Annotated in this window: 22 protein-coding genes; 17 read left to right on the top strand and 5 right to left on the bottom strand. The window is 58.5% G+C overall.

The features are described 5' to 3' along the window. The first annotated feature begins 9 nt into the window (after positions 1–9). Together L598_RS18940 and L598_RS18935 are read left to right on the top strand one after the other, a co-directional pair. A complete protein-coding gene (locus tag L598_RS18940; protein ID WP_144865169.1) occupies positions 10–1,035 on the top strand; it encodes a major capsid protein in 1,026 nt (341 codons plus the stop codon). Positions 1,036–1,037: 2 nt separating this feature from the next. After that, positions 1,038–1,397 carry a hypothetical protein gene (locus L598_RS18935; protein WP_144865167.1) on the top strand — a complete coding sequence of 120 codons (360 nt, stop codon included), beginning with the start codon at positions 1,038–1,040 and terminating at the stop codon, positions 1,395–1,397. Here L598_RS18935 and L598_RS18930 read toward each other — a convergent pair. Continuing rightward, positions 1,394–1,903, bottom strand: a complete 510-nt coding sequence (locus L598_RS18930) for a lipocalin family protein (RefSeq protein ID WP_144865165.1) — start codon at positions 1,901–1,903, stop codon at positions 1,394–1,396. The two genes, L598_RS18935 and L598_RS18930, sit on opposite strands and share 4 nt — an antisense overlap. Before the next feature lie 75 nt (positions 1,904–1,978). Beyond that, the gene (locus tag L598_RS21525) at positions 1,979–2,134 is read right to left on the bottom strand and encodes a hypothetical protein (protein WP_186445105.1); all 156 of its coding nucleotides are present in this window, start codon (positions 2,132–2,134) and stop codon (positions 1,979–1,981) included. A gap of 70 nt (positions 2,135–2,204) precedes the next feature. Between L598_RS21525 and L598_RS18925 the strand changes: the two genes are divergently transcribed. Continuing rightward, on the top strand, positions 2,205–2,687 hold the full coding sequence (locus tag L598_RS18925) for a DnaT-like ssDNA-binding protein (RefSeq protein ID WP_144865163.1): 483 nt from the start codon (positions 2,205–2,207) through the stop codon (positions 2,685–2,687). Then, on the top strand, positions 2,687–3,076 hold the full coding sequence (locus L598_RS18920; RefSeq protein WP_144865161.1) for a hypothetical protein: 390 nt from the start codon (positions 2,687–2,689) through the stop codon (positions 3,074–3,076). Before L598_RS18925 ends, L598_RS18920 begins: the two co-directional genes overlap by 1 nt. Here L598_RS18920 and L598_RS18915 read toward each other — a convergent pair. Next, positions 3,073–3,375 (bottom strand): helix-turn-helix transcriptional regulator, encoded by a 303-nt coding sequence (locus tag L598_RS18915; RefSeq protein ID WP_144865158.1) that lies wholly within the window; start codon positions 3,373–3,375, stop codon positions 3,073–3,075. The genes L598_RS18920 and L598_RS18915 overlap by 4 nt on opposite strands. 33 nt (positions 3,376–3,408) lie before the next feature. Here L598_RS18915 and L598_RS18910 point away from each other — a divergent pair, with 33 nt between their 5' ends. Together L598_RS18910 and L598_RS18905 are read left to right on the top strand one after the other, a co-directional pair. Then, positions 3,409–4,461, top strand: a complete 1,053-nt coding sequence (locus L598_RS18910) for a phage minor head protein (protein ID WP_144865156.1) — start codon at positions 3,409–3,411, stop codon at positions 4,459–4,461. Beyond that, positions 4,461–4,874: an HK97 gp10 family phage protein gene (locus tag L598_RS18905; RefSeq protein WP_186445104.1), complete on the top strand. Its 414-nt coding sequence runs from the start codon at positions 4,461–4,463 to the stop codon at positions 4,872–4,874. The genes L598_RS18910 and L598_RS18905 overlap by 1 nt, the downstream gene beginning before the upstream one ends. Here L598_RS18905 and L598_RS18900 read toward each other — a convergent pair. Continuing rightward, positions 4,852–5,058, bottom strand: a complete 207-nt coding sequence (locus L598_RS18900) for a hypothetical protein (protein ID WP_144865152.1) — start codon at positions 5,056–5,058, stop codon at positions 4,852–4,854. The genes L598_RS18905 and L598_RS18900 overlap by 23 nt on opposite strands. A 20-nt stretch (positions 5,059–5,078) precedes the next feature. Here L598_RS18900 and L598_RS18895 point away from each other — a divergent pair, with 20 nt between their 5' ends. The 10 genes from L598_RS18895 (at position 5,079) to L598_RS18845 (ending at position 15,949) form a co-directional block, all read left to right on the top strand. Beyond that, positions 5,079–5,492, top strand: coding sequence for a DUF4128 domain-containing protein (locus L598_RS18895; protein WP_144865150.1), 414 nt, complete (start codon positions 5,079–5,081; stop codon positions 5,490–5,492). Between the two features lie 12 nt (positions 5,493–5,504). Continuing rightward, the gene (locus L598_RS18890) at positions 5,505–5,720 is read left to right on the top strand and encodes a hypothetical protein (RefSeq protein WP_144865148.1); all 216 of its coding nucleotides are present in this window, start codon (positions 5,505–5,507) and stop codon (positions 5,718–5,720) included. A 3-nt stretch (positions 5,721–5,723) separates the two neighbouring features. Continuing rightward, a complete protein-coding gene (locus L598_RS18885) occupies positions 5,724–6,224 on the top strand; it encodes a phage tail tube protein (protein ID WP_144865146.1) in 501 nt (166 codons plus the stop codon). Between the two features lie 8 nt (positions 6,225–6,232). Continuing rightward, entirely contained in the window at positions 6,233–6,640 is a 408-nt protein-coding gene (locus tag L598_RS18880; protein WP_144865144.1) for a hypothetical protein, read from the top strand. Positions 6,641–6,984: 344 nt separating this feature from the next. Continuing rightward, positions 6,985–8,997, top strand: coding sequence for a phage tail tape-measure protein (locus tag L598_RS18870; RefSeq protein ID WP_144865143.1), 2,013 nt, complete (start codon positions 6,985–6,987; stop codon positions 8,995–8,997). Then, complete coding sequence (locus tag L598_RS18865) at positions 8,994–9,701, top strand: hypothetical protein (RefSeq protein ID WP_144865141.1); 708 nt, start codon at positions 8,994–8,996, stop codon at positions 9,699–9,701. Before L598_RS18870 ends, L598_RS18865 begins: the two co-directional genes overlap by 4 nt. Then, positions 9,701–10,291 (top strand): hypothetical protein, encoded by a 591-nt coding sequence (locus tag L598_RS18860; RefSeq protein ID WP_186445103.1) that lies wholly within the window; start codon positions 9,701–9,703, stop codon positions 10,289–10,291. Before L598_RS18865 ends, L598_RS18860 begins: the two co-directional genes overlap by 1 nt. Next, positions 10,278–10,682: a hypothetical protein gene (locus L598_RS18855; protein ID WP_144865137.1), complete on the top strand. Its 405-nt coding sequence runs from the start codon at positions 10,278–10,280 to the stop codon at positions 10,680–10,682. Before L598_RS18860 ends, L598_RS18855 begins: the two co-directional genes overlap by 14 nt. Next, positions 10,679–12,850: a phage tail protein gene (locus L598_RS18850; RefSeq protein WP_144865135.1), complete on the top strand. Its 2,172-nt coding sequence runs from the start codon at positions 10,679–10,681 to the stop codon at positions 12,848–12,850. The genes L598_RS18855 and L598_RS18850 overlap by 4 nt, the downstream gene beginning before the upstream one ends. A 30-nt stretch (positions 12,851–12,880) precedes the next feature. Beyond that, positions 12,881–15,949, top strand: a complete 3,069-nt coding sequence (locus L598_RS18845) for a BNR-4 repeat-containing protein (protein ID WP_144865133.1) — start codon at positions 12,881–12,883, stop codon at positions 15,947–15,949. A gap of 75 nt (positions 15,950–16,024) precedes the next feature. On the opposite strand, the gene L598_RS18840 is transcribed toward L598_RS18845, so the two are convergent. Continuing rightward, on the bottom strand, positions 16,025–16,243 hold the full coding sequence (locus L598_RS18840) for a hypothetical protein (RefSeq protein ID WP_144865131.1): 219 nt from the start codon (positions 16,241–16,243) through the stop codon (positions 16,025–16,027). Positions 16,244–16,515: 272 nt separating this feature from the next. Here L598_RS18840 and L598_RS18835 point away from each other — a divergent pair, with 272 nt between their 5' ends. Then, positions 16,516–19,653: a glycosyltransferase gene (locus L598_RS18835; RefSeq protein WP_144865129.1), complete on the top strand. Its 3,138-nt coding sequence runs from the start codon at positions 16,516–16,518 to the stop codon at positions 19,651–19,653. Positions 19,654–19,667 lie beyond the last annotated feature (14 nt).

Below are 19,667 nucleotides of genomic sequence, written 5' to 3'. Positions count from 1 at the left end.
GCCGAAACCATGGCATCTATGGATATCTTCAACAACTCGGCCTTCTCGATGACCTCGCTCACCGGCGCGGTCTCCAAGGTCGGGTACAAGCCCCAGCTTCTTGGATCGCTCGGCATCTTCGAGCCGATGCCGGTTCGTACCCGCTCGATCTTCGTCGATCGTCGCGAGAACAAGCTGGTCCTGATCCCCGCGAGCGCCATCGGTGCACCGCCGAAGGAGCTTGAGGTCGATCCCCGCAATGCGGTTCCGCTCAAGACGGTTCGCCTCGCCAAGGGCTTCACGCTCTATGCCGAGGAGATCCAGGGCATCCGCGCATTCGGATCGGAAACCGAGTTCGCTCAGGTGCAGGCCGAATACCTGCGCCGCATGGCGATGATCCGCGACGACATGGAGCTCACCCATGAGTTCCATCGCCTCGGCGCCCTGCAGGGCCTCCTGCTCGATGCCGACGGCACGACGGTGATCTACAACTACTTCACCGAGTTCGGTGTGGCCGAGCCTGCCGCGATCAACTTCGATCTCGACAATGCCGCGCCGGCGCCTGGTGCCGTGCGTCTGAAGTGCGCCGAGGTGATCCGGTCCATGCAGCGGTCGGCCGGCGGCGCGTTCACCCCGGCGACAACGGTGCACGCCTTGGTCGGCGACGCCTTCTTCGATGCGCTGATCACGCATCCGGAGGTGGAGAAGACCTACATCAACTGGCAGGCCGCCGCCGATCTGCGACAGGATCGGTCGTTCCAGTCCTTTGTTTATGGCAGCATCACCTGGCACAACTATCGGGGCACCGACGACAATTCGACCGTGGCAATCGACACGGACGAGGCGAAGTTCTTCCCCGTTGGTGCGCGTGACGTGTTCAAGGTGGCGTATGCGCCGGCAGAGTTCGGCCCGTACATCAACACGCTGGGTCAGCAGACCTATGCCATCAACATCCCGGATCGTGACCGGCAGGCATGGACGCGCGGCGAGCTCTACAGCTATCCGCTGTATTTCGTGCAGCGTCCCGATGTCCTGAGGAAGGGTGTGAGGACCTGATCATGGCACAGTATCACGTCAAGAACGGCAGCCATGTTGCCAAGGCCTTCAAGGTGAGGGGCGGCCACACGGTCGTCCCTGCCGGCAAGCAGGCTGACCTGGTCGATGCCAAGGAACTCACTGAGGCCCAGATCGAGGCCTTCGAGCGGGAAGGCGTCAAGGTGAAGGCCAAGGGTGGCAAGGAGAAGAAGGGGGAGGAGGCTGACGATACAAAGTCGGCCGCCGAAGTCCTCGCGATGGCCGACGGCAACTTCATGGCCTTCAAATCGGCAGCCTCGAAGCTCCTCGGCGAGGCGACCCCATCCAAGAAGGATGAGATCGTCGCCGCGCTCGAGGAACTGGCTACGAAGCCGGAGCCCTAATCCCTCTCGAGCATTTCATCTGTTACCTCGCGGCCTGTGTGCCGCGGGGTTATAAGATGGGTAAGGTCGAAACCTTGCCGGCGGGCTTCAGCAAGAAATTCGGCTTTCGTCTCTTCGGATATCTCAGGCTGGCGAGACAGAATCCAAAGGTACTTTCGATCCGGCGTGCCGACCAAAGCCGTGTGGTAGTCGGGGTCGATTTTGAGGACCCAATAGTCTGCTTTGGTGAACGGTATCCAGCGGATGTATTCGGGCAGGAAGGTGAGTTTCAGGCGAGATTTTGCATCGTCAACGGGCACGGCCTCGCCAACTGCTTGAGATGGCTTACCGTCTTCATCGAAGCATCTATTGTCGACCCTGACGTTCCCGTCCTCGTTTAGCGAGTAGTTCGCGGTAATGTCGGTCGCCGTCTCGTCTTCCCATCTCAAGGGCAAGCGGCAGATTTCATACCAGCGCCCAAGGTATCGATTTAGATCGAGGCGCCTCACGGCGGTCACGTCGGTCATTAGCATCGATCCTGTTGAGCCAAGCTGGAGTAAGGGACATGGGCCGCGGCTTTGTTCGCGGCCCTTTCCGATCCGTCAGCCCTTCAGCTTGTCACGGATCTTGTCTTCGGTCTTGCCAAGGCCTTTCTGAGTGTCTTTATCCAACTCTTGGATCGGCTCGACATTCTCTTTGTCGGTCTTCGTCTGACCGCGTGACTTATCTTCGGAACCCTTCATCTTCTCGTTCTGCATGGTTCTCTCCCTTCAAGGAGAAAACCCAACAGGCGCTTGGAGAGAATGTTCCAATCCAACGGAGTGACCGATGGCCGGTTATGGCGATGATGCCGGGTTTGAGACATGGCTGACGGAGAACGGCTACACGCTGCCGGACGACGCGCCATCGCCGGCCGTGCTACGTCAACGTGGGAGCGCCTATATTGATGCGACCTACGGGCCGCGCTTTGTAGGCACTCCCACTGATCCTGAGCAGGAGCGGGAGTGGCCGCGGACTGGCGCGTACATCTTCGGATCTGCTCTTGCTTCCGACATGGTTCCCGACCGCGTGGTGAAGGCGAGCTATCGCGCCGCCTACATCGCTGCGACCAATCCAGCCGCTCTGTCGGTCGTCATCGATCCGGCTCGCCGTGTGAAGAGGCAGAAGGTGGATACGATAGAGCGGGAATTCTTCGACGGAGGCGAGGCCACGGGAGGCGCGGTGACCGCTTCGCTGTCGTCGGATATCGAAGGGCTGCTGGCGCCGCTCCTGATGCCCGTGGGCGGCTTCCCTTCCATCCTGGTGGTGTGATGACCTTCTACGACGAAATGCGCGGCGTTGCCGACGAGCTGCTGTCAGAGTTCCAGCAAGGCACCGTCCTCCTTAAGCGCGTGACCACAACGCCGGGCGAGAACGAATGGGACCCGCCCGGTGAGACGGTCACGACCTATCCACTCAGCGCGACGGTCAAACGGCTCCACCAGCGCTACGAGAACGGCGTCCTGATCGTCGAGACCGGCGACATGGTGACGTTTGCGGTGCCGACAATCCCTGCATCGGTGGAACCGGAGATCCCGGCGAACACACCCGCCCTGACCGACACGCTCATTATCGACGGTGTGGAGCGCGCGATAAGCAATCTGACCCCGATACCTGGTTCAGGGACTGTGGTCGCGTGGAAGGCGTGGTGCGCGGCTTAAGGGACGTCGTCCCGTCCCGTCGCTCCGCCCTCGTTCTCGAGGATGCCAATGCGCTTTGTAAGCGACCGATTGAATTTCAACCTGACGCCTACCCCCTGAGAGCCCTCTTCGGGGAGGAAGACGGCACCGATGGCTTCGAGCTCCCGCTGAATTGCTAAGATGGTGGCATCGTTAGGAATGCGGACATCCCGCTCGAAATTCTCGATGACCGCCTCATCAACATTCACGTTTGCCGCCAGTTTGGCGCGGCTGATCTCCACCAAGGCTCGAGCAGCTCGACAAAGGGAACCGGTGATCATCGGGGCCTCCATGATGGTCAGGAGGAGAGTATAGTGGTTAATCGCCCAACCCGCGACATCATCAAGGAACTGCTCGCCACATATGACGAGCGGCTGCGCTTGGCCTTTCTCTCGGCCGTCGACGATATCCGCAACGCAATTGTCCTCAGGGTTATCGTTGAGCGCCTGGAGCGCGGTGACGTTACCGGCGCGATCGAGGCAATGCATCTGGACGCTGACGCCTTTGCCAAGCTCGAATTGGCGATCGCCGAGGCATACAACGCCGGCGGTGCTGCCACGGTTGAGAACTTGCCCAGGGTGACCGATCCCGAGGGCAACAGGGTCGTGTTCCGGTTCGGCGTCCGGAATCCCGAGGCTGAGGCTTGGCTGCGCGGGCATTCGTCCACTCTGGTGACGAGGATTGTAGATGATCAGCGTGAGGCGATCAGGACTGTACTGACGGAGGGTCTTTCGATCGGCCAGAACCCGCGTCAGACAGCCCTGGATGTGGTCGGGAGGGTCAACAGAGCAACGAACAGGCGAGAAGGCGGGGTGATCGGACTCACCACAGCTCAGGCGCGTTATGTTGCCCGCGTGCGCCAGGAACTGCTTTCTGGTGAGCCCGATCAACTCAGGCGGTATCTGGAAAGAGGCCGGCGCGATAGGCGTTTCGACAAGACGGTCACAAGAGCCCTCCAAGAGGGTAAACCAATCCCTGCCGAAATCGTTAACAGGATCGTCGGCAGGTACTCAGATCGGCTCCTTGAACTCCGCGGTGAAATGCTGGCCCGGACCGAGACCATGACCGCGCTCGGCAAGAGCCGTGACGATGCGATCCGTCAGCAGATCGCGGCCGGCAAGATCAAAGTGGAGGATGTCACGAAGGTGTGGCGGTCTGCCGGCGACAGCCGCGTGAGGCATACGCACCGGGCTCTTTCGGGAAAATCAGCTCCGATGGACGGCTTCTTCCAAAGCCCGAGCGGTGCGATGCTGCGCTATCCTGGGGACCCGCAGGCACCTGCCTCCGAGACAGTCGGCTGCCGCTGCTGGATGGAATACAAGATCGACTACTTCGCCAGCGTCGTGCGCCGGCAGAGGGCGGCGTGATGGCGTCATTCTCGGCTCAGATCGACGCATGGGTTCACAAGGTCGAGGGTGCGATCGAGGCCGTCTTTCACGAGAGCGTGCAGGAACTGGTGAGCCAGATGCAGGCGCTGGTGCCGGTCGATACCGGGTTCTTGCGAGCATCGCTCCGGGCCTCGACCACGGCAATGCCAGTCCTGTCGCTCGACAATCCAGGCGGCACGTTCACGCCCGACTATGGCCAGATCGAATTGGTCATCATGGCCGCCGATGTCGGAGAGACGATCTATCTCGGCTACATGGCCAGGTACGGCGCCTATGTCCATTACGGGGCAGGGGGAAGGCCGCCGCGACCGTGGGTGGATATGGTGGCGCAGCGTTGGCAGGCGATCGTCGCAGAGAAGGCGGCAGAGCTTAAGGCGCGTTTTGGTCTTTAACGCCGGCCAGACGATCGCTCTCCTGCTCACCGGCCAGGAGTAGGGCGAGGGAGAGGCCGGAAAGCACCCGCCTGGCAGCCTCAAGGGCCGTGTCGCCACGCACAGTCTCCGCCGTGTCGTCGCCGATAAGCTGGCGGGCGGCGGTCAGTCTTTCGTGGATCTCGTTGTCGCTGAGCGGCTTCATCGGCCAAGGAATAGCGCAGAATGCCGACCATTGAAACGTCGATCTGGCTCGCTCTCAAGGCGAGGGTGCAGTCGCTCGTCTTGTCGCCGGCACTGCCGGTCGCATGGCCGAACGAGAGTTTCGACGCGCCGCTGTCGGGTTATCTCCGCGTAACCTGGATACCGAACATCAACCGCCGCCTGTTCCTGCGCGGCTCCGATCCTCACCAGCGTCTTTCGTTGCTGCAGGTGGATGTGTTCGGCAAGAAGAATCAGAACGTCTCCGTAGCCTTAGAGATAGCCGGGAAGGTGGCGGCGCATTTCCCGGCTGATCTGCGCATGACAGCAGAAGGTGTCACGGCTCGCGTGGTCCGCGCTCCTGAGATCGCGCAGCCCATTGCCGACGACACTCACGTCCAAGTCCCTGTGACCATCTCAATTGAAGCCATCGTCTAGGAGAGAGCAAAGATGAAGCTTGTCTATTCCGGCACGCGATTACCCGGCTTGCCGAAGGCTGACGGCATCAAGGTCGTCAACCCGGTCCATTTCGCCGGCGTGAAGAAGGAGGCCAAGGCGGTCTACCTGAACGGCGACTATCCCAACATTAAGGCGGCATATGAAGAAGTCGGGGTGAAGGTGCATCCCGTCTCCGATCTGCTGCCGAAGGCCAAGCAGGAGGGCTGACCCATGGCGAACACCAACAAGGGCAGGAAATTCTACATTGCGGTTGACACGGATAACACCACTCCGCTGCCGCAGCCAACCGACCTTACCCAGACCGACTATGAGGCGCTGACCTGGCTGGAGGTCAAGAATGTCGGCTCGATCGGTGAGAGCGGTACACAGACCAATATCGTCAGCTATGACGAGCTCTCGACGGATGTGACCCAGAAGCAGAAGGGCATCTCAAATGCCGGCGATCCTCCGGTCGAGGTCGCGCGCAATACTTCTGATCCTGGCCAGAAGGCGATGCGCGCGGCAGCCGCGACGAAGTACCTGTATGCGTTCAAGACTGAGGACGCTGACGCGCCCGACGAGAGTACGACCAACTCGGTCTACTATAATCGCGGCCTGGTCACCGGCCCGACGCGTCCGAACGGCCGGAACGAGGATTTCAACCTCGAGGTCTTCACGCTCGGTCTGATCCAGCGCGAGATCGTCGTTGACCCTGAGCCCATCGCTCCTTGAGGTGATGCATGGATATCGCCGGCATCTACAATTACGAGACGCTGTTTCCGCTCGAGCTCGTTCGCCCCGATACCGAAGAGAAGATCGGCATCACCTTTCAGATCCGATCGGCCTCCTCCGCGGAAGCCAAGAAGGTTCTCCGCAAGCATGTCGACGAGGTGACCGAAAGGCAACAGCGCGGCAAGCTGGTCAAGGGCGAGATGCGCCTGCGCCAAGAGCTGGAGAAAGCCGCATCGTGGATCGCGTCCTGGGATTGGGGAGAGCACACCTACGGGGGCGAGAAGCCTGAGTTTTCCTTCAAGAAGGCAGTCGAAATCCTTGATCGGGAAGACTGGATTTACCAGCAGGTAGCGGAGGCTGCCAACTCGCTGGCAAATTTTACGAAGGAATCTCCGAAGACTGCTGCGAAGCCGTAAGGCTGGCAGTCAGGTACGATACTCCGGACGAGAACGGCGAGACGAGGCGGGACAGGAATGCCCGTTTCGGTCGGGCGGACCTCAATCCCGAGATCACCATCGCCGAGCATTGGGCGCACCTGTGGGAATGGTTTTGGGAACTGAGCGCGGCTCGTAGCCAGGGTTTCTCTGGGCCAAACCCGATCTCCTACTCCGAAATCGCTGATTGGGCTGAACTCACCGGCAATCTGATCCGCCGGGACGAGATCGCGATCATCCGCAAGATGGATGCTGCTTTCCTCGCTACCAATGCGGCTGAACAGGCCGAAGCGGCCGAGCGGGCCAAGCACAAGAAGGACTGAGTTATGGACATCGCCTCGCTTGGCATTGCCGTCGATAGCTCTCAGGCCGACAAGGGCGCCGTTTCGCTCACGAAGCTTTCCGCTGCTGCTAAGCAGGCGGAGGCAGCGACAAAGGGGACGGCGGCGGGCGCACGAAGCGCAGCGTCTGCTGCCGCCGAGGTGGCGTCTCAAACGAACTCAGCGGGGCAGGCGGCGGCGAGGGCGGAGGGGTTCTTCACCCGTCTCTGGTCCGCGCTCACTCGGCTTCGCTCCGGCTCGCAGAGCGCTGCCCAATCCCTTACCCAAGTGGGAAATGCGGCGAACGACAATGCTCGCCGTATGGGCGGAAGCTTTTCCGGCTTGGCCGCCCAGGTGCAGGACATCGGCGTCACCGCGGCCATGGGCATGAACCCGATGATCATCGCGCTGCAGCAGGGAACGCAGATCGCCGGCCAGATGGAAGTCGCCTTGCAGAATGGTGGCACAGCCGCAGGTGTCTTCGGCGCTGCGCTCCGATCGCTGATCTCTCCCGTCTCCCTCATCGCGATCGGCCTGACCGCCGTTCTGGCGGCTGGCCTTCAAATGGTTGACTGGGCTCAACTCGGGGCTTCCGCCCTGAATACCCTTGCGTCTGTTCTCCAGACCATTGCGCCCTATGCGGCAATGGCTGCTGCTGGGTTGGCTCTCCTTTACGCGCCGGCAATCATTGGCGGCATCGTGCAAGTGATTGCTCTTATGGGCCGCTTGGCTGTTTCTGCAGCCATGGCTGCCGCCAATCCGGCCGCCGCATTCGTCCTTGGCATCACGGCCGCTGTAGCCGCCGCGAACATCTTTCGTGATGAGCTGGCCCAGATATTTGGCCGCGACATTGTTGCGGATGCCAAGAATGCGGTGAACTTCATCATCGGGGCGTTTGTCGGAGGCTTCAACGCAATCAAAACCTCATGGAGCCTTCTGCCGGCAGCGATCGGCGATTTGGTTTACCAAGCCGCCAATGCCACAATCGGCGGGGTTGAGAAGATGCTCAACTTCGTCATCGAAAAGATCGACGCCTTCATTGGTAAAATTGAGGGTGTCATCTCGACCGTTTCCGGGTGGATAGGACAGGACGGAGTACGGCTCGGGAGGATTGGCGAAGTCAAGCTCGGCCGTCCATCAAACCCCTACGAGGGAGCCGCAACTGCCGCGGTAGACGCGGCGCGCGAGGCCTTCGATAACGCTCAGGGTATGGATTATGTCGGGGCCGTTGGTGGCGCGATAGAGCGCGCTGCCGCGGGAGCCGCTGACAAGCTTCGGGATCTGGCTGGATCATTCACCGGTGTCGAGGATGCTGCTGCTGGAGCTGGTAGAGCAGCTAAAGGGGCTGCGGAAGGAGCAAAAGACCCGTGGAAGGGGCTACGCGGTGAGGTTGATAAGACCAAGGAATCGCTCTCGTTCGCCAAGGATGTAACGAAAGGCTTTTTGTCTGATCTTCGGCAGGGGCTCGCCAATGGCGAAGGCTTCTGGAAGTCCTTCGGCAATGCGGCGCTGAACGTTCTGGACAAGATCGTCGACAAGATCGAGACGCAGTTTGTGGACGCGTTGTTCTCTGCCAATTCGGCTGCCTCCGGCGGAGGAGGGGGCGGCATCCTCGGCGCGATCTTCGGCGGAATTGGTAAGTTGCTCGGCTTCGCCTCCGGTGGGTACACTGGGAATGGTGCTGCCAATCGTGTAGCTGGCGTTGTCCACGGCGGCGAATACGTTTTCTCGAAGCGAGCCACGGATCGCATCGGGGTGGGGGCTCTCGACCAGCTTCACCGCCGCGCGAAGGGCTATGCCAGTGGCGGGTATGTGACCACGTCGCCAAGGATCACGCCTGCGGCAAATCAGAATGTTCACGTCACGGTTGGTGTCTCGGTAGACAGGAACGGCAACCTGCAAGCCTACGTCAAGGATGTAGCGCAACAGGAAGGCGGACGTGCCGCCCAAGTCGGCATTTCTCAATACGACAAGAGCCTACCGGGACGTATCAGCGACGTGATGGAGCGGCATGGATGACCTCTATGGTCGACTTTCCCGTCAAGGCGGTCCCGATCACAGATGTCTCATTGGCGATCGGCTACAACACTCGGCCGGGACATGAGGCGACCAACGGAATGCGCCGGTCAATCGGTGTGTCCGGCGCTCAGTTCAGGCTTCGGTTTACCGTTCACGTCCACAGCAACCATGCGGTGAGAGCTGTCCGCGGTTTCGTATGGAACATGGAGGCCGACAGCGCCTTGGTGCGGATCAGAATACCGGATCTCTACGGCATAGACGGGCCGTTTGCTCTGGCGACCAAGGCACACCGAGACCAGTATCCTCAAGGCATTCCGTTTGCCACCGATGCGCTCTACGCGACCGGTATTGGCCATGCCTATCCGACCTTGGAAACGACGGTGACAGAACCTGCCGACTTGAATGCGCGGGAGATCAAAGTAGCTCTCTTGGATGAGACCATAGGCGGTTGCGCAATCTCGATCGACGAATTCTGCTACGGTATCGCAGGATCATGGGTAGAGGGTGACACGAACCGTCTCAGGTTATCTCCTACGCTCCGAAAGCCTATTGCTTCGGGCGCAACAGTCTCGCTGGCTCCAATCTTCGTTGGCTTCTGCATTACCGACAATCCTGGCTATGAGGCGCTCCACGCCGGCATGTATGGCGACCATACGCTGGAGTTTGTCGAGGACCTGACCCGGCTGGTGGAAAGCGTCGACTGATGTTTTCGCAGACGATCAGGGAGGCGGCGCGAGGCAATCGCGTCCATTGCGTTGTGCTTGCTGAATTGCAGTTCCTGTCCGGAACGATGTTCGTGCATAATGAGGGCGGCTTGCTGAGGTCACGAGGCTTTGATGGCGAGATCGAAGCAATCGAGTGGAAGGGTCTCCAAGGCTTGGCGGCTGTTTCGAATTTCGGAGCGTCCAAGATTGGCGCATCCCGTCAGATGACATGCACGCTCAATATGGAAGACGCCTTGATCAAAGAGTATTTCTTTGAGCAGGAGCAGCGCGAAGTGCGAGGCCGTAGGTTCCGGTTCTGGGGCCAATTCTACGACAAAGATCTTCAACCGCTCGATCGTCGCTTTCACATCTATACAGGGCTTGGGGATCGGCTGCGTATGACGAAAACCGGGCCCTCACAGCGGCAGATCGTCCTTCTTCTCGAAGATTGGTTTGTGCGCAGGCGGCGCTCGGCGAATTCGATGGTTACAAATAGCGACCAGCAGCAGCGCGACCCTGGCTCGACCGGCTTCATCTACGTGCAAAAGATGGTCGACCAGACCCTCAATCTATTCGATGCGCGAAACTGACCTCCTCGACTGCTACCTCGCAGGAGAGAAGCGGAAGCCGTTCGAATGGGGAAAGGGGAACGGTGATTGCCTTCTGTTCCTGCTGGGATGGGCCGAAATAGCCACCAACAGGACTGCGACTGTGGTCTGGCGCGATATGTACCGAACCGAGCATGGCGCCCATGTGGCTCTTGAAGAGTTTGGCGGGGCCGTCGCAGCCGTCACTGACGTGCTCGGGGCGCCTCGCATGGGGAGCGAGGCCAAGCGCGGCGATGTCGGGCTGCTGGAAGTCCAGGATTGGTTTCTCGGAATGATCTGCACCGGACGTATGTGGGTGTTGAGGGCTGGCGAAAAGGGCGTTCGTTTCACAATGCGGCAGCCTGACATGATTTGGCCTGTGGGTTTTAGATGAGCACTTACATCCGGAGTCGGAACGCAGCCTGGGGGCTAGGTTGCAGTACGTCGCTGTATTCGCAGGCCGTATTCCATCCGCAGGCAGTCGGTGCGCTTTTCATCGGCTTGCTCCAAAGCACCGGGTTGTTGGTCGGGGCGGTCAATGTTCTCGGTTTCACGGGGCTCGGAACACTAGCACTTGGCGTTGGCTACGCTGCAGTGACCGCTGCCGCAATCGGACTGCAGTTGGCGCTCCAGAAAAAGCCCGCAGCACCCCAGCCCTCGGATGTGCAGACCAATATCCGTCAGGAGATTTCGCCACGCCGCCGCATCTATGGCCGATATCTGACTGGCTCCGTGATCGTCTTCGGCTTCAGGAGAGGAGAGAAATCCTACCTTTTACACTACGTCTGCGAAGGTCCGATCAGTGGCTACGTGTCGTTTCGGCTCGACAAGAAACCGGTGACACTGGACGGGGATGGCTTTGTCACCCAAGAGCAATATCAAGTTGGAGGGCGGTCGCGGGTGCAAATCCTAACCACCCTCGGCACCATGAACGATGAGCCATTCGCCGAATTGCTTGCAGCTTTCCCTGAACTCGACACGCCACTTACACCGTTCCGCCATCGCGGCTGCGCTATGGCGCTTCAAATCGTTGAGCAGGTGTCTCAGGACAAGCTGCAGGATGTCTATCCTAACAACATGCCGTCGCTTCAGTTCGTCATCGACGCATTGGAAGATGTCTATGACCCGAGGACGGATTCCTGGGGCTTTTCCGACAACGCCGGATGCTGCCTGCTCACTGAAATCATGGACGTCTACGGCCTAACGTCGGCAAGCACGGAAGATATCGATTTCAACAGTTTCGCTGCCTTTGCAGAGCATTGCGATGAAAACGTCGCGCTGAGATCCGGTGGCGTGGAAAAGCGCTATCGTTGCGCCGGTCCAATCTTTCTGGATGCCGAAAACGAGGATCGGATCAAGGCAATCGCGTCTGTTTGCAACGGTGATGTCTTTATGGACCGGCAAGGCAGGATCGCTGTGAGGCAAAAGCTTCGTGCAACGCCTGGTATAGCGCTGCGAGCAATGAACGGCGATCATCTGAGCATCCAGCTGGAGGGCGGACGTCCGCTTCAGAAGCGGTTCAATACGGTGAAAGTCGGATATGTCGATCCGGCTCTCAATTGGAAGGCCAATGAGGTTCGATGGCGGCATCCTGACTTCTATGTTGAAGATGGCTCGGAACTGCTTTCGTCGTTCACGGTGAATCTCTGCCCCTCTGCAACGCAAGCGCAGCGCCTCGCGAAACTTGCCGTCTACGAGAACAATCCGGACTACGTCGGCTCTCTGACGTCGGGACCGCAAGCTCTCGATCTGATGGAGGATTACGTTTTCACGCTCGACCTGAGCCCTGAAGAAACCTTCGAGAGGGTAGCGGCAGCGACGGATGTGATTGAATACGACGCGGAGCAGATGAGCGTGTCGTCCCCGTTCATGATCTTCGGTGCTAACGCAACAGACTGGAATCCGGCGGAGGATGAACAGGATCAGGTGATCGTCCCACCCGATCTTCCGGCCAATGTTGACGATGTCACGCTTGTTGTCTTGGTCACGGTGGAGATTCAGGAGAATTCGGCACCGGTACTGAAATTCTCCTGGACCGCGGCTGGCGGGGCCACCCTGCCGGACAGCTATGCGCAGCAGGTCGAAGTATCTGCAGCAGATGCGGATGAATGGAATCCGGCAACCGTCAACCAGGATCAGAATACAGCTATCTTCGCCGCCGTGGCTGATGGTGGGTCTTATGACTGGCGCATCCGAAATGTTGCCAGCGGTAAGACCTTTGACTGGCAGAACTCTACAGCCCCGGTCACGGTCGTGGTTGATGACACACCGCCAGCCGCCCTGCTTTCGTTCTCGGCAGGTGACGGGACAGGTCAATTCACTGCAAACTTCGGCACCACTAATGATGCCCATCTCGCCACGGTGGCGATCTACAAAACCGCACCCGGCGCCACACTGAACCGAGCAACAAATCTTATAGGGCGCTACGCTGTGGCGCCCGGCATTTCTTATGCACTTCCGATTGCGTCTGGTTCCGGCGCATTCGACATCTACGCAGAACCGTTCAACCGGTCAGACATTGCCGGTCCGCTAGCTGGACCCGATCAGGCGACCGTCTCCTAGCACACATCTATCCATCATCGAGGACAGAGCATGGGCGAAATAAAACCGCTTGGCCGCAAGGCTTGGCGCAAATATTACGTGGATGGAGTTGCGTCTTCCGGACCAAATCAGCCGTCGACTGACGATATCTTCCCCTTTGTCGACAAGATCGACGAGGCGGTTGATGCGTTGGGAGATAGCATCGCCGGCATAGACAGCAAGATCGACAGCGAGGCGACGGCCCGGCAGAACGCCGATGCTGCCTTGCAGGCGCAGATAGAGGATCTCGAAGTCTCCGGCGATACGGTCACGAAAGCGACTTGGGCCGAACTGTCCGCCCATTCGGGCTCGCGCGCCGGGCAGCGCGGCTATGTCGAGAATGACGCCGGGACGCACACCGATCCGGTCACCAGCGCCACGGTCCCGAACCAGGGGATCTACACCTGGGTTGCCTCCCAGAGCGCGTGGCAGTGGCTGCGCAAGGACGATCTGGGCGAACTTCAGGATCGGTCTGAATCTCAAGGCTCGGTGCTCGGCTCGGCCTATAGCGCGATTTCCGTCTCGCAGGTCGTCGGCACCACGGAGACGCCGGTAAGCGCCACGGCGCTGGGCAACATTACTGTCGCCTTCGCCAATCCGGCCACCATGGACGGCTTTGTGACGCGCGTTGCCGGATATGCTCTCGCGAGCGGCAGCCTTGCCATCAAGCGCTTCACCAGGGCGGGCGATGTCTTCACGCAGGTCGGCAACGATTATGTCGTCAGCGTCCCTGCCGGGCTGTTTTCGATCGACCTCAGCGGCATGATCGCCATCCCGGTCAATGAGGGCGAATATCTCGGCTTCTACGGTTTTCCCATGGTGGGGCGCAGCGCCGTCTCCACCACCATAGACGTGCCGTTCTACAACTCGGCGACAGGCAGCGGCAATGTCTCGTCCTTCACCGACGCAGCGGTGCAGGAGGCTCTCCGCCCCGAGCTGCGTTTCGTGGTCGAAAAGGCCACGGTGACGGAGGCGAGGGTCAGCCGCGCAGAGGCCAACACCCGTCTCGCGCTGCTCGCTCTCGGCGACATTCTCGGCCAGATGGGCTCCTATTCGCCGGCTCTGGTATTCCTCGACCATGAGGGCTACTGGCTGGACGCGGCCGACAAGACCTCGATCTTTCAGGACACGGCAGGAACGACGCCTGTCCTGAACCACAATGACGGCGTGGCGCTGATCAAGGACAAGGCGGGCTACGGGTTCGACTTCATCGCGCAGCCGGGCCAGCGCCCGATCTGGAAGGACCAAGGCCCGACCGTCCCGAACGGCCAGTCCGTCATTACCTTCCAGAGCACTGAACGCTACTTCACCGGCCAGCGGCGCGATTTCACGCGGGCGCGCGACAAGGCGACCATCATCGTCGTTTCGCGCAACAATGTGACCTCGGGCCAGATACCGCTCATCCACCACAGCACCAACGCAAACGCCAATGCGGCGCGCATGGCGATCGGCAACATGCCGCGCGCAGCGGGTACTGGGAGCGCGCCGGGCGCTGTTGTGCGGCAGACTGACGGCGACACCTCGACCATTGTTTCCAGCCCCTCGGTCAATCCGGGACAGCTTTTCGTCGCCATGGTGGAGGCGGACTTTCTCAACGGCGATCTGCGCTATTTCTTCAATGGACAGAATTATGTCGAGGGCGTCCAGGACCTGCCGGACCTCGAGCTTTCGCAGGACGCGCTCGAGGCGGCCGTCTATCTTGGCGGCAACCCGAACGCGACCAACAACTGGTTCACCGGCGAGTTCTGCGAGGCGATCGCCTTCATCGGAAGCGTGGACGACCAGACGCTCCAGCGCCTGCACAATTACCTTTCCGCGAAGTGGGATGTGAGCCTGAAGACGTTCAGGCGCTATTCGCCGACCGGCGAGTTTCCGGGCGCGTGGATATGGTTCAACGATCCGCGTGTGCTGGCGCTGAGCCAGACGCGGGCCGTGGTGGGCGGCGTGACCGGCGGCGGCTCCGTCATGGCTGCCGATTTCGACAACGGCAACTGGCAGCATGTGGTGCTCAAGAAGGAGTATCAGCGGGACGACCACGACAACCCCGCCTTTGCCACGCTTGCCGATGGCCGTATCATCGCGGCCTATACGGATCACGGTAGCGCCGTCCCCGACACCTTCTATATCCGCCGCTCGACAAATCCCGGCGATCCGCTCGTCTGGGATGCGGAAGTCAACATTGCCGATCAGTTCGACCGCAATGACGGCCCGGACTATTCGTTCAACTATGCCAACATCTTCCGCCTGGCGGGGGAAAGCAACCGGCTCTATCTCGTCTTCCGCGAGGGCGTCGTGGTGGAGCCCGGCGTCCTGGGTGACGAATACTGGTGCTATTCGACATCGGACGACAATGGAGCGACCTGGACGCCCGCCACGCGCATCGCAGGCCCGGACCGGCCTTATCTCAAGGTGCGCCAGAACGGCAATAACAGGCTCGACTTCCTGATCAATGACGGCCATCCCGGCGCAAAGCCGCTAAACAACACCTATCATTTCTACATGCAGGGCGGGAATTTCTATAAGACCGACGGCACCCTGATCGGCAATTCGTCCGCGCTGCCTCTCGACCTGCCGAACGACGCGACCCACGTCTATGACGCGGTGGCCGGGGCGCGGTCGTGGGTCTGGGATATCGTCATCGGCGGCTCGGGGCCGGTCGCCTGCTTCCAGGTCATGACCGACGATTTCATGGACATCCGCTATCATCAGGCGCGGTGGAACGGCTCGGCCTGGGTGCATCACGAAATCTGCGATGCGGGCCGGTGGCCGGGCGCCATCGACAGCAACACCAAGACCTATTCGGGCGGGGTGATCACCGATCCCGACAATATGGATGTGGTCTATTGCAGCAGGCAGGTGGACGGGTCGGGCAATATCGACACGAACGGCATCCACCACCTCTATCGCTACACCACCAGCGACGGCGGCCAGACCTGGACGGGCCAGCGGCTGACCTCCGGCAGCGAGACCTGCATCCGGCCCTATATCCCGGAAGGGATGCGCAAGCTATTCTACCAGCGCGGCCGGTATACCTCATTCACCGATTACGACACGGTGATCGACGTGATGGATATCAGCTAGGGTTCGCCAGTGCGGCGGTGCATGGGAGAAAGTTGCATTTGCAGCGATCTAAACTCATGGAATCGGGTAGGAGGGCTAGTCAATCCCTTCGATGAGTCGAATAAGATGACGTATAGGCGCGGATCGAGATGACGGCTTGTCATCGTAGAGAGCTGCCTGCTTGTTGAGAAGATCGTATAATTTTTTAATATATTTGTCCCGGTCGATGACGTTTGCAGCGATAAGCTCTTCGACCAGCGAATACATCACCGCGGTTTGGGCGGCGAACAATTCAGCAATCTCTCTATCTTTCATGGTACAGCATGGTGAGTATCTGGCGAGCCAGCACTTAGAATGACAGTCCAAGGGTTAATTCTGGTGAGGCGTTTGGAACACACTGGCTCGGTTTCATCGTTTATAGCGTAGCATTCAGCTCAGGTTTTTGGTAGAGCCCTCGATGGGATTCGCTTGGGGGTTGCAATGCAATTTTCCGCTCACATAGCTGCTGAACGTAGCTACTTGCCTGAGGTTGACTGCTGTCTATTACGGATCAGGCGTGGAGTGCAACCGCGAGTAAGCTTGCATCCATGAATACAATAGATGGAAAGACGCCCCGCCAAGGCAAAGCCACGGTTTCTGAGGTCATCCTTGACGGGAAATCTGTCTCTGATCTCGATCTTGTGCGGAGCTCGCGCTTCTTCGACGGGGAATGGTATCGGAAGAGCAACCCCGATGTCGACAAACTCGGCATGGAGCCAGCAGAGCACTATCTTTGGCTCGGCTGGCGCTTGGGTCGTGAACCTAGCGCCCATTTCAGTGGAAACCGGTATCTTACAAGATATCCAGATGTGAGAGTCGCTGGCCAGAATCCTCTGGTCCATTATTTGAGGCAGGGGCGCGTAGAAGGAAAACTTGTAGAGCCGAGTGGCGGGGCAGCGCCGGTATTCAGTCTAGCTGGTAGAATGGGCAACATGCCAGTTGGTAGCATGCCAATTGGCAATATGCAACAAGGGGTTCCTGAAGCTGAGATAGCCAGCCTGAAATCGAAGGCTGAAGAAGTCGCGGATACTACACTCGTGAGTATAATTATGCCTGCCTATAATCGTGAGCGCACGATAGGAAAGGCGATCAGATCCGTTCTATCTCAGTCATACAAGAACTTTGAGTTACATATTATTGATGATGGAAGTTCCGATTCAACGGTTTCAGTCATAAAAGAATATCTTTCTGATCCTCGAGTTCATTTACATCTGTCACAACACAAAGGTGTTTGCGCGGCGCGAAATACTGGCTTGGCTGCGTGCGCAGGGGACATTGTCGCGTATCTCGACACCGACAATGTGTGGGTAAATGACTATCTTGCAATGATGGTCGGCTTCATGACCAAGTATGGTCATGACGTTGCCTACTGTGCGGATGAAGTTAAAGGCGATAACGGAATTCACGTTCGAGGTAGACCGTTTGACTGGAACGACTGCCTCAAGGGAAATTTCATCGATCTGAATGTGTATTGTCACGCCCGCAGTCTGCTCGACCGTTGGGGTGGTTTCGATGAGAGCTTGCGGAGGATGGTCGACTGGGACCTAATCCTGCGGCAAACGCGCCATGCCAAATCAATCGGCTTTTTGCCTTTTGTCGGATGCTCGTACACTAATGGTAGCGCCGATAGAAACAGGATTTCCGTCAAGGAATCCCGTGCATTTAGGCATATCGTCGTAGCCAAGGCGAAGAACGATCCTATTCTCCCAGGCTATTCGATTGTGCAGGACGTCCAGCTCAAGTTCGCGATCAAGATCCCAGCGCCCTTTGATAAACGACAGGAATGGGGCGATTTTCACTATGCTGATTCGCTCGCCGGAAGCCTGAACCGGCTCGGTCATCAAGTAAGGATCGATTTTCACGGTGACTGGGACAACGCCTCTTCTTTCGATGATGATGTTGTTATCGTCATACGTGGCTTGACCAGTTATGATCCGAAGCCCGGGCAAATCAGTATACTTTGGATGATAAGCCATCCGGACCAAGTATCGCTTGAGGAAATCAAAGCTTACGATCTGGTCTATGTGGCATCCTTAAGTTACGCAAACTTCCTGACAAATGTAACAGATGCTAAGGTAAAGCCACTCCTGCAGGCGACGGATATAAATCGTTTTAATCCTGAGCGAAAAGCCCCTGCTGAAACTTTCGATGCGTTGTTCGTCGGAAACTCTCGCAACGAATACCGCGATATGGTGAGATGGGCTATCGATGCCGGTGTGGACATCGCTGTTTTCGGAACGCGGTGGGAAAAGTTTGTCCCAAAGGAGCTGATCCGGGGGGAGAATATCTCCAATAAGGAGCTGGGGGGCTACTATAAGTCGTCCAACGTGGTTCTGAACGACCACTGGAGATCTATGAAGGATTTCGGACTAATCTCGAACCGGATCTTCGATGTTCTGGCATCGGGTGGCCGCGTCATTTCGGACCAGGTTCATGCAATATCGCAGGTCTTTGGAGACATCGTGCCTCAAGTTTCGAGCGCCGATGAATTAAAGAAGGCAATGCAGGACCTTCCGAAGGGAGAGCAGGTCAAGACAATCCAGTCGAATATCAGTAAGCAGGTGCGTGCGTTGCACAGCTTTGATCAGCGGGCGCAAACAATCGTCAATGACGTGTTCGGCCGGCTGGGCCAGAATTCGGATGCCCTAGGTGCCCCAGGTATTGTGGGTAAGAAGCGGCGTTTGTCCGTTCGAGCGATTGTCAGAAAGGACCGTGAGTTCCCTCAGGCAAGTGCTTTCATTCGCCTTGTTTGCCCCTTAACGACCGATCGGGCCTATGGGGAGGTCGACTTCTCATTGGCCCCTGCGCGCGAGAGCTTCGTCCGGTCTGACGTCGCTATCGTTCAACGGACGGCCTTCGATTCATTGGAGCGAGCGGAGGAATTTGTAACGTTCTGCCGTAAGAATGGCGTCCGCATTTTCACAGACAATGATGATGCCTTTGCCCTCATGGATGAACGCCATCCAGAGTATGAACTTTACAAGCCGAGAATTGCAGCGCTGGACTATTTATTGTCCCACGCGGAATCAAACTGGGTCTCTACAAAGCCTATGAGTGAGGCGTACGCTCAGTACAACCCGCAGATCATTCCAAACCACATAGACCCTCGCTTGTGGCGAGACTACAGGCGCACCCTGAAGGCAAGTAGCGGACCATTCCAGATTGTTTATGCCGGCACCGCAACTCATGATCAGGATTTTCGCCTGGTAGAGGAGGCACTGGACCATCTGGCGCGTCGGCACAAGTTCGTTTTGACAATAATTGGCGCGGTGCGAAAGCCGCCTCAGAAACCGTGGCTGCAAGTGCTTACCCCGCCTCAATCTGCCCAGTCATACCCTGGCTTTGTGCACTGGTTCCGGCGACAAGGGCCTTTTGACATAGGTATCGCCCCGCTGGCTGATACTCCGTTCAACACCGCAAAGTCTGACCTAAAGCTTCTAGACTATGGCGCTTTGGGCATCTTACCTGTTGTCTCCGACGTCCCTGCTTACCGGGATACAATAGCCAAGGCACGATGCGGTTTCGCGGTTGAGAATTCCACCGAGGATTGGATCTCTCATCTGTCTGCTGTCTTTGAAGATCGTGCGCGCTTGCTAAGGATGGCAGAGCACTCGCAGGCTTACTGTTATTCACAGCGCTCCGTGGATCGAATGTACGAGCTGCAGCGTCAGTATCTGTTTTCCTGAACCGTCAGATTAGG

Source organism: Mesorhizobium sp. J18, from assembly GCF_007829525.1.
GTDB lineage: Bacteria > Pseudomonadota > Alphaproteobacteria > Rhizobiales > Rhizobiaceae > VLJP01.
The sequence above is the reverse complement of the archived record's forward strand: the minus strand, read 5'-3'. Positions and strand labels throughout refer to the sequence as shown.

Excerpts from the sequence above, each read along its gene's own strand:
- L598_RS21525 (WP_186445105.1), bottom strand. The coding sequence starts at position 2,134 with ATGCAGAACGAGAAGATGAAGGGTTCCGAAGATAAGTCACGCGGTCAG.
- L598_RS18900 (WP_144865152.1), bottom strand. The coding sequence starts at position 5,058 with ATGAAGCCGCTCAGCGACAACGAGATCCACGAAAGACTGACCGCCGCC.
- L598_RS18915 (WP_144865158.1), bottom strand. The coding sequence starts at position 3,375 with ATGATCACCGGTTCCCTTTGTCGAGCTGCTCGAGCCTTGGTGGAGATC.
- L598_RS18940 (WP_144865169.1), top strand. The coding sequence starts at position 10 with ATGGCATCTATGGATATCTTCAACAACTCGGCCTTCTCGATGACCTCG.
- L598_RS18890 (WP_144865148.1), top strand. The coding sequence starts at position 5,505 with ATGAAGCTTGTCTATTCCGGCACGCGATTACCCGGCTTGCCGAAGGCT.
- L598_RS18845 (WP_144865133.1), top strand. The coding sequence starts at position 12,881 with ATGGGCGAAATAAAACCGCTTGGCCGCAAGGCTTGGCGCAAATATTAC.
- L598_RS18885 (WP_144865146.1), top strand. The coding sequence starts at position 5,724 with ATGGCGAACACCAACAAGGGCAGGAAATTCTACATTGCGGTTGACACG.
- L598_RS18925 (WP_144865163.1), top strand. The coding sequence starts at position 2,205 with ATGGCCGGTTATGGCGATGATGCCGGGTTTGAGACATGGCTGACGGAG.
- L598_RS18860 (WP_186445103.1), top strand. The coding sequence starts at position 9,701 with ATGTTTTCGCAGACGATCAGGGAGGCGGCGCGAGGCAATCGCGTCCAT.
- L598_RS18855 (WP_144865137.1), top strand. The coding sequence starts at position 10,278 with ATGCGCGAAACTGACCTCCTCGACTGCTACCTCGCAGGAGAGAAGCGG.
- L598_RS18840 (WP_144865131.1), bottom strand. The coding sequence starts at position 16,243 with ATGAAAGATAGAGAGATTGCTGAATTGTTCGCCGCCCAAACCGCGGTG.
- L598_RS18870 (WP_144865143.1), top strand. The coding sequence starts at position 6,985 with ATGGACATCGCCTCGCTTGGCATTGCCGTCGATAGCTCTCAGGCCGAC.
- L598_RS18865 (WP_144865141.1), top strand. The coding sequence starts at position 8,994 with ATGACCTCTATGGTCGACTTTCCCGTCAAGGCGGTCCCGATCACAGAT.
- L598_RS18880 (WP_144865144.1), top strand. The coding sequence starts at position 6,233 with ATGGATATCGCCGGCATCTACAATTACGAGACGCTGTTTCCGCTCGAG.
- L598_RS18920 (WP_144865161.1), top strand. The coding sequence starts at position 2,687 with ATGACCTTCTACGACGAAATGCGCGGCGTTGCCGACGAGCTGCTGTCA.
- L598_RS18930 (WP_144865165.1), bottom strand. The coding sequence starts at position 1,903 with ATGACCGACGTGACCGCCGTGAGGCGCCTCGATCTAAATCGATACCTT.
- L598_RS18935 (WP_144865167.1), top strand. The coding sequence starts at position 1,038 with ATGGCACAGTATCACGTCAAGAACGGCAGCCATGTTGCCAAGGCCTTC.
- L598_RS18850 (WP_144865135.1), top strand. The coding sequence starts at position 10,679 with ATGAGCACTTACATCCGGAGTCGGAACGCAGCCTGGGGGCTAGGTTGC.
- L598_RS18905 (WP_186445104.1), top strand. The coding sequence starts at position 4,461 with ATGGCGTCATTCTCGGCTCAGATCGACGCATGGGTTCACAAGGTCGAG.
- L598_RS18835 (WP_144865129.1), top strand. The coding sequence starts at position 16,516 with ATGAATACAATAGATGGAAAGACGCCCCGCCAAGGCAAAGCCACGGTT.
- L598_RS18895 (WP_144865150.1), top strand. The coding sequence starts at position 5,079 with ATGCCGACCATTGAAACGTCGATCTGGCTCGCTCTCAAGGCGAGGGTG.